This window comes from Xanthobacter sp. BG11Y11_SDJG, from assembly GCF_057364445.1.
This window is the reverse complement of sequence record NZ_JBNFNU010000212.1, coordinates 1-7,340: the sequence shown is the minus strand read 5'-3', so window position 1 is coordinate 7,340 and position 7,340 is coordinate 1. Positions and strand designations below refer to the sequence as shown.

Sequence of the window (7,340 nt, the reverse complement as noted above, 5' to 3'; positions counted from 1 at the left end):
CCATGGCCGACATTTTCCCGGCGTCGAGGCCCGCGTCGTCACCGCGACCTCCGGTCCCATGGTCATGGAGGCCGGCGTGGCGCTCCTGGATCGCGTGCGCCGGGTCAATGCGCCCGTCGTCACGTTGGGGGCGACCCCCGCTTACGGACAGACAGATTGCGGCGGCAAGACGGCGCTTGCCCGCGCCGTGCCGCCGCCCGCAAGGAAGTGAACGCCGATGCATGCTCCCGGCCCGCGCCCCGTCGCCCCCTCCCGGCGCAGCGCCGTCGCCCCCTTCATGGTCATGGACGTGATGGAGCGCGCCGCGCGCATCGAGGCCACGGGCGGCAAGGTGATCCACCTGGAGGTGGGCCAGCCCGCCGCCCCTGCCCCGCTGGTGGCCCGCAATGCCGCCGCCGCGGCGCTGGCCGCCGGCCAGGTGGGCTATACCACCGCGCTCGGCATCCCGGCGCTGCGCGCCCGCATCGCCCGGCATTATGCCGACGCCTACGGCCACGCCCTCGATCCCGAGCGGGTGGTGGTGACGAGCGGCTCCTCGGCCGGCTTCATCCTTGCCTTCCTCGGCCTGTTCGAGGCCGGCGACCGGGTCGCCATCGCCGCGCCGGGCTATCCGCCCTACCGCCACGTGCTGAGCGCGCTCGGCTGCGAGCCGGTGCTGATCGAGACCCATGCGGAGGACCGCCACGCGCTCACGCCGGAGCAATTGCGCCAGGCGCACAAGGAGGCGCCGCTCGCCGGCGTGCTGGTGGCGAGCCCGGCCAATCCCACCGGCACCATGATGGACCGCGCGGCGCTCTCGGCGCTGATCGACTGCGCGCGGGAGCTCGGCATCGCCTTCATCTCGGACGAGATCTATCACGGCCTCGACTATGCCTTCCCGGCGGTGACGGCGGCGGCGTTCGGCGACGACGTGACGGTCATCAACTCGTTCTCGAAATACTTCTGCATGACCGGCTGGCGTGTGGGCTGGATGGTGGTGCCACCGGCTCTGGTGCGCACCATGGAGCGGCTGCAGCAGAACCTCTCCATCTCCGTGCCCACGCTCTCCCAGATCGCCGCCGACGCCGCCTTCGAGGGCCGCGCCGAGATGGAGGCCATCAAGCAGAGCTATGTGGAGAACCGGCGCATCCTCACCGAGGGCCTGCCCAAGGTGGGGCTGACGCGCTTCCTGCCGGCGGACGGCGCGTTCTACCTCTATGCCGACGCCTCGGACTTCACCTCCGATTCCCTCGACTTCGCCACCCGGCTGCTGGACGCCGCCCATGTGGCGTTGACCCCGGGCGTGGACTTCGACCCGTTCCACGGCCACCAGTATCTGCGCATCTCCTATGCCGGCGCGGCGGCCGACATGCGCGAGGCGGTGGCGCGGATCGGCACGTTCCTCGCCAAAGGGTGAGGGTGGCCGGCGCCGCGCTGCCATGATGTCGCGCGAATTGATGCTAGTCTTGAGGCCATGAGCCGCCTGTCAGACCAGATCGTCGAGATCACCCCGGACGTGCTGCTGAAGGCCTATGCCTGCGGCATCTTCCCCATGGCCGAGAGCGCGGACGATCCCGGCCTCTACTGGATCGAGCCGGAGCGGCGCGGCATCATCCCGCTGGATGCCTTCCAGGTGTCTTCCCGGCTCGCCCGCACGGTGCGTTCCGACAAGTTCGAGATCCGCGTCGACACCGACTTCGAGGGTGTCATCGACGGCTGCGCCGAGCCCCAGGAGGGGCGCGAGAAGACCTGGATCAACGAGCGCATCCGCCGGCTCTACGGCGAACTGTTCCAGCGCGGGCGCTGCCACACGGTGGAGGCCTGGCGCGACGGGCGGCTGGTGGGCGGGCTCTACGGCGTGCGGCTCGGCGGCGCCTTCTTCGGCGAAAGCATGTTCCACCGCGAGCGCGACGCCTCGAAGGTGGCGCTGGTGCACCTGGTCGGGCGGCTGAACGCGGGCGGATTCCGCCTGCTCGACACCCAGTTCGTCACCAGCCACCTGAAGAGCTTCGGCGCGCTGGAGGTGTCGCGGCGCCAGTATCACCGCCTGCTCGACCAGGCGCTCCAGACCGAGGGCGACTTCTACCGCTGGCCCGCCGCGGTGTCGGGGATGGGCGCCTTGCAGCCCACCAGCCAGACGTCATAGATCGGGTGCTCCACGCCGTGCAGGCCCGGGCTCGATGCGAACATCCAGCCGGTGAAGATGCGCCGCGCCTCGCCCTTGGGCGTCACCTCGTTCACCTCGGCGAAGGCCGTGGTGTTCTGCTGCTCCGTCGCCGGGCGCGTGTAGCACACGCGCGGCGTCACCTGCAGGCCGTGCTCGTTGGGGAACTGCACGGTCTCGCCGATGGCGACGTCGAAGGTGCGGATGCGGCCAGTGATCTTGTCGAGCCCGGCGAACACCGCGAAAGAGTTGGCGATCTTCACCGACGGCGGCTGCACCACGGTCACGTCGCCGTCCGGGGAGGTCTCCACCTGCGGGCCGGCGGCGGGCGGCGCGGGCTGGGCCTGGGGTGCCGCCTGCGGTCGCGGCTGGATGGGCTGGCGCGGCACGAGACCGCCAGGCGGCGGGACCGGCTGGGATTCGATGCCCTGGCGCTGGCTCTGCGCAACGGCGGGAGGCGCGCCGAGGCCGACGACGCCCACGGCCGCAGCCGCAAGAAATCCCGTCGCAAAACATGCCGCCGCAAGACGCGTCACCATGAGACGGGCCACCTCGAACCGGGAGGAAATCCGCACCGCCACCCTATTCGCCCGGCGTCCAGGCCTTGTAGTCGCCGGTCACGCGCGGCCGCATGCCGCCGGCGAGCACAGAGCCCTTCGGGCGGTAGGCGCCCGGCGTGCCGGTCAAATTGCGGCGGTGCGGCTTCTGCCAGTCGCGGGGCGTGTAGTTCTCCTCGGAGGGCGGGGTCTCCACGCGGTGGTGGATCCAGCCCCACCAGCCGGGGGGAATGGTCGAGGCCTCGGCATAGCCGTTATAGATCACCCAGCGGCGCTCGAAGCCGAGCGTCGGATCGATGGCGCCGCCCTTGGTGCGGTAGTAGCGATTGCCGAAGGCATCGTCGCCCACATGCTCGCCGAACCGCCGGGTCCACCACCAGGTGCCCACGGTCTGCCTCTCCCACCAGGTGAAGATATAGAGCAGAAGGGTCTTCACTGCGCTTTCGCCTCGCTTGCGACGTCGGCCGGGAACATGCCACCTCGCCCTTGCCCTGTCCACCGGCGACAAGCGCGCAGGCTCACGGCACGAACAGAAGCATCACATAGACCACGAACACGATGAGATGGACGATGCCGGTGAGCGCATTGGTGCGCCCGGTGCCGAACGAGAGGATGCACAGCACGAAGGTCATCACCATCAGCGTGCGGTCCTCGGAATCGAGGCCGAGCACCATGGGCTTGCCGATATAGATGCTGATCGCCGCCATGGCCGGAATGGTCAGCGCGATGGTGGCGAGCACCGAGCCGAGGGCGATGTTGAGGCTGTGCTGGAGGTGGTTGCGCGCCGCCGCCCGCACCGCGCTGATGCCTTCGGGCATCAGCACCAGCGCCGCCAGCAGCGCGCCCTTCACCGCGTCGGGATCGGCCAGCTGGAACTGGCCGAGGAAGGTCTCCACCCCCGCCGCCACATGGCGCGAAAGCGCCACCACCGCGCCGAGGCTGAGCAGCAGCATCACCAGAGCGATCGCGAAGCGGCGCGGGTCCGGCGCCTCGCGCCCGTGACCCACCTGCTGGGCGCCGAAATGCTCCGCGTAGCGCACCGTCTGCATGTAGAGGAACAGGCCGTAGAGGCCGATAGAGACGAACGCCATGTACGCCAGCTGGAACGGCGTGAAGGTGCCGCGGGTGTGGGCGTGGGTCTCGTTGGGCAGGACCAGCAGCATCACGCCGAGGGCGATGATCACCGAGAGATAGCCGGTGACGCCCTGCTGCGCGATCTCCTGCTCGCGGTGCTTGAAGCCGCCGAGCAGCAGGCACAGCCCGACGATGCCCGAGGTGACGATCATGATGACCGAGAGCACCGACTCGCGCGCGAGCGTCGGGTTGTTCTCCTGGTGGACCATCAGCGAGGCGATCACCGAGACCTCGATGACCGTCACCGACAAGGTGAGCACCAGCGTGCCGAACGGCTGGCCGAGGCGCGCGGCCACCACGTCGGAATGGGCCACGGTGGCGAACGCCGCCCCGGTGAGCAGCACGGTCGCCCAGCAGGCTCAGCGCGGCGGCGCCGGCCCCTGGTGCTCGGGCGCGAGGTCCGGCCAGAGCACCAGCGCCAGGGCCAACCCAAGCGCCAGGGCCGGCATCACATAGTCCGCCCGCCCGGTCCGGTGTCCGCCCACATGCGCCTCCACGCCAGGAAAGCCGGCGGTCTCGCACATCACGCCGCACCGCACAAGCGTACCGCAGCGACATGCCGCAACGCACGGGCGGCGTAGCGGCGCCCTATGGCGCCGGGCTGAATCCCTTTCCCTTGCGTTCGGCAAGGAGGCAGAGATAGGCGCTGGCGAGCGTCGCCCCGGCAAGCGCGGTGATCTCCGCATGGTCGTAGGGCGGCGACACCTCCACCACGTCGAACCCCTTGAGGTCGAGGCCGCCGAGGCGCCGCAGGCAGGACACCGCCTCGCGCGTCGACAGCCCGGCGCAGACCGGCGTGCCGGTGCCGGGCGCGAACGCCGGGTCAAGCGCGTCGATGTCGAAGGTCAGGTAGCAGGGCGCGTCGCCCACCCGCGCGCAGATGCGCGCCGCGAGCGCCGCCGGCCCCATCTCCCCCGCCGTGAGCGCGTCGATGATCTCGATGCCGTAGCTCTGCGGCGCGTGGGTGCGGATGCCCACCTGCACCGAGCGCTCCGGCAGGATCAGGCCGTCCTTCACCGCGCGGGTGATCATGGTGCCGTGGTCGACCCGGTCGCCGGCATCGTCCCAGGTGTCCTGGTGGGCGTCGAACTGCACCAGCGCCACCGGCCCGCCGAGCCGCTGGGTCAGCGCCTGCAGCAGCGGATAGGTGAGGAAATGGTCGCCACCGAGCGTCACCAGGTGGCTGCCGCGCGCATAGTGCGCCGCCGCCTGCGCGGCGATGGCCGGCGGGATGCCGGCTGGCAGCCCGTAGTCGAACACGCAGTCGCCCGCATCCGCCACGTCGAGCGCCGCGAACGGGTCGAAGCCGAAGGATAGAAGGGGTCGCCATCGAGGATGGTGGACGCGGCGCGCAGCGCGCGCGGCCCGAAGCGGGTGCCCGGCCGGTTGGACACCGTGACGTCCAGCGGCACGCCCCACACCACCACCTCGGCGCCGCCTCCGTCGCGCGCATAGCGCCGGCGCAGGAACGAGGCGGCGCCGGAATAGTTCGGCTCCGTCGACTGGCCGTGGCGGAAGCCGGGATCGAGCGCCCGGTCCACGGGGCGGGGCAAGGCGGGGGCGGCCATGGAAAAACTCTCCTCCTGCGGACGGTGCGGCGCGGGCCGCGCGCCTCGGCCGGACCGCGATCGCACTGGTATCTCTCAGTCTCGGCCCGCGATCCAGAGGCCGGCCCTGCCGATCGTGCACCGGGGCGCGCCCGCCGCGCCCATGCGCCACGCCGCTACCGCATCAGGGACACAGTCTTGCCCATTGCCGGCTTCATCAATTCGTTTAGCTTGGCAATCATCGCGGGCGACGCAGGCAGGGGAGCAACCGGGGCGCGATGACGCTTGACGTTCCGACACTCTTCCTGATGGCCACCCTTTTGAGCCTGCTGGTCGGCGCCATGCAGGCGGTGGCGTGCGTCCGGGCGGAATCGGAGGCGCTGTCCCACTGGGCCGGCGCCAGCCTGTGCTTCGGCGCCGGCTGCTTCATCGTCTTCCTGCGAGGTCCCCTGCCGCTCCAGGTCTCCTCGCTGGTGGGCAACGGGCTGATCTTCCTCGGTCTCGGCCTGGTGCTGTCGGGCATCCGCGTGTTCGACGGGCGCGCGCCACACATGTGGCTGGTGGCGGCGGCGGCCGGGCTCGGAACCGCTCTGCTCGCCGCGTCCTTCGCCTTCGGCGACCAGGCCGCTGTGCGCATTACCATCGTCTCGCTGATCGTCGCGGCCTGGGCCGGCATGGGCAGCGTCATCCTGCTGCAGACGGAAGCTGGCGCGCCGGTCGTGTCGCGGATGATCGGCGCCGTTTTGCTGAGCAGCTTCGCGCTGCTCCATCTGGCGCGCTGCGTCGGCGTGCTGAGCGGCGCGCTCACGCCCGATGCGGCCTTGAGCGGCAATCCCCAGGCGGTCCTGCTGTTGCTGGCGATCTGCCTCGCGGTCTCCTGGGGCATGGGTTCGCTGTTCATGGTGCTCGACCGGCTCGCCTCGCACGATTCCCTCACCGGGCTGGTGAACCGCCGCATGACCCTGCAGCGCGCCCGCGCCCTGCTGGAGGAGGCCCAAACCCGGCGCCGGCCGCTCTCCGTCCTGATGGTGGACCTCGATCACTTCAAGTCGGTCAACGACCGCTTCGGGCATTTGGCGGGCGACGCGGTGCTGCGGGCCTTCGCCGGCCGAGCCCGCGAGGCCCTGCGGGCCGGAGACTTCATCGGCCGCTATGGCGGGGAGGAATTCTGCGTGGTGCTGCCCGGCGCCAACGCCGAGGACGCCCGCGCCGTGGCCGAGCGCCTGCGGGCGGTGGCCCAGTCCGAACTGCCGCCGTTCCGGAGCCAGGCGGTGCCGGTGACGGTGACGATCGGCACCGCCAGCTATTCTCCGACCGGCGCCATCCCCGGCGACGTGGAGGACCTGATCCAGCAGGCCGACCATGCGCTCTATGAGGGCAAGCGTCTCGGCCGGAACCGGGTGATCACCTTCTCGCCCTCAGGCAAACCGGTCTTCGAGATCCACACCGCCCACGCCCACGCCTGACCGGCGCGGCCTATTCCGGAACGAGGCGCCCCTCGAACACCACCGTCCCCGGCGCCTCCCCGGTTGCCGCCCCGTTGGCCGGTCCGAGCGTGACCGCCACCGTCGCCGTGCGGAGCGTGCCCCGGTCCACGGCGCCGAGTGCCGGCGCCCGCACCGCGAGCCCGGAGGAGAAATCGCCGAGCCGCACCGCCCGCTCGCCCTTCGGCCGCAGCCACAGCTGGTAGGCCATGCCTTCCGGCGGCGGGGGCGCGAAGGCGCGCACGAACACGACCCCGCTTTCCGGATCGACCCGCACCGCCACGGCGGGCGTCGCCTGCGGCTGGAGGATGGCCACGAAGTCGCCCATCCGGGGCCAGATCCACTGCCGGTAGGCGGTCATCCCGGCCAGCCCGACCGCGACGATGGCGAGGACCGCCGCCACCGGCGGGCCATCGGCCATCCGGACGCCGTCCCGGACCGGCTCGATTGCCTCCTGCGGCGGCGCGGCAGGCGC

General features: G+C 71.1%; 10 protein-coding genes and 1 pseudogene. 4 read left to right on the top strand and 7 right to left on the bottom strand.

What is annotated here, in order from left to right; translation table 11 throughout:
* The 3 genes from AC2W7M_RS16165 to aat all read left to right on the top strand — a co-directional run.
* Positions 1-211: hypothetical protein (locus AC2W7M_RS16165; protein ID WP_486133234.1), on the top strand; the 211-nt coding region annotated here is incomplete at its 5' end.
* 6 nt (positions 212-217) lie between these two features.
* Positions 218-1,396 carry a pyridoxal phosphate-dependent aminotransferase gene (locus AC2W7M_RS16160; protein WP_486133232.1) on the top strand — a complete coding sequence of 393 codons (1,179 nt, stop codon included), beginning with the start codon at positions 218-220 and terminating at the stop codon, positions 1,394-1,396.
* A 57-nt stretch (positions 1,397-1,453) separates the two neighbouring features.
* On the top strand, positions 1,454-2,125 hold the full coding sequence (gene aat, locus AC2W7M_RS16155) for a leucyl/phenylalanyl-tRNA--protein transferase (RefSeq protein WP_486133231.1): 672 nt from the start codon (positions 1,454-1,456) through the stop codon (positions 2,123-2,125).
* Here aat and AC2W7M_RS16150 read toward each other — a convergent pair.
* From AC2W7M_RS16150 to AC2W7M_RS16125, 6 genes and pseudogenes are all read right to left on the bottom strand, one after another.
* A complete protein-coding gene (locus tag AC2W7M_RS16150; RefSeq protein WP_486133230.1) occupies positions 2,062-2,625 on the bottom strand; it encodes a DUF2155 domain-containing protein in 564 nt (187 codons plus the stop codon). The two genes, aat and AC2W7M_RS16150, sit on opposite strands and share 64 nt — an antisense overlap.
* Before the next feature lie 100 nt (positions 2,626-2,725).
* A complete protein-coding gene (locus AC2W7M_RS16145) occupies positions 2,726-3,136 on the bottom strand; it encodes an NADH:ubiquinone oxidoreductase subunit NDUFA12 (RefSeq protein ID WP_486133229.1) in 411 nt (136 codons plus the stop codon).
* 82 nt (positions 3,137-3,218) lie between these two features.
* Positions 3,219-4,178, bottom strand: coding sequence for a calcium:cation antiporter (locus AC2W7M_RS16140; RefSeq protein ID WP_486133228.1), 960 nt, complete (start codon positions 4,176-4,178; stop codon positions 3,219-3,221).
* 15 nt (positions 4,179-4,193) lie between these two features.
* Positions 4,194-4,358, bottom strand: a complete 165-nt coding sequence (locus tag AC2W7M_RS16135; RefSeq protein ID WP_486133227.1) for a hypothetical protein — start codon at positions 4,356-4,358, stop codon at positions 4,194-4,196.
* A 64-nt stretch (positions 4,359-4,422) separates the two neighbouring features.
* Positions 4,423-5,253, bottom strand: a complete 831-nt coding sequence (locus tag AC2W7M_RS16130) for an agmatinase (protein ID WP_486133226.1) — start codon at positions 5,251-5,253, stop codon at positions 4,423-4,425.
* Positions 5,202-5,402, bottom strand: a pseudogene (locus AC2W7M_RS16125) (agmatinase); the annotation flags it as partial. The pseudogene AC2W7M_RS16125 and the gene AC2W7M_RS16130, both read right to left, overlap by 52 nt.
* 257 nt (positions 5,403-5,659) lie before the next feature.
* Between AC2W7M_RS16125 and AC2W7M_RS16120 the strand changes: the two are divergent.
* Positions 5,660-6,847 (top strand): GGDEF domain-containing protein, encoded by a 1,188-nt coding sequence (locus AC2W7M_RS16120; protein WP_486133225.1) that lies wholly within the window; start codon positions 5,660-5,662, stop codon positions 6,845-6,847.
* 10 nt (positions 6,848-6,857) lie between these two features.
* Here the strand turns inward: AC2W7M_RS16120 and AC2W7M_RS16115 are convergent.
* Positions 6,858-7,340: anti-sigma factor domain-containing protein (locus tag AC2W7M_RS16115; RefSeq protein ID WP_486133224.1), on the bottom strand; the 483-nt coding region annotated here is incomplete at its 5' end.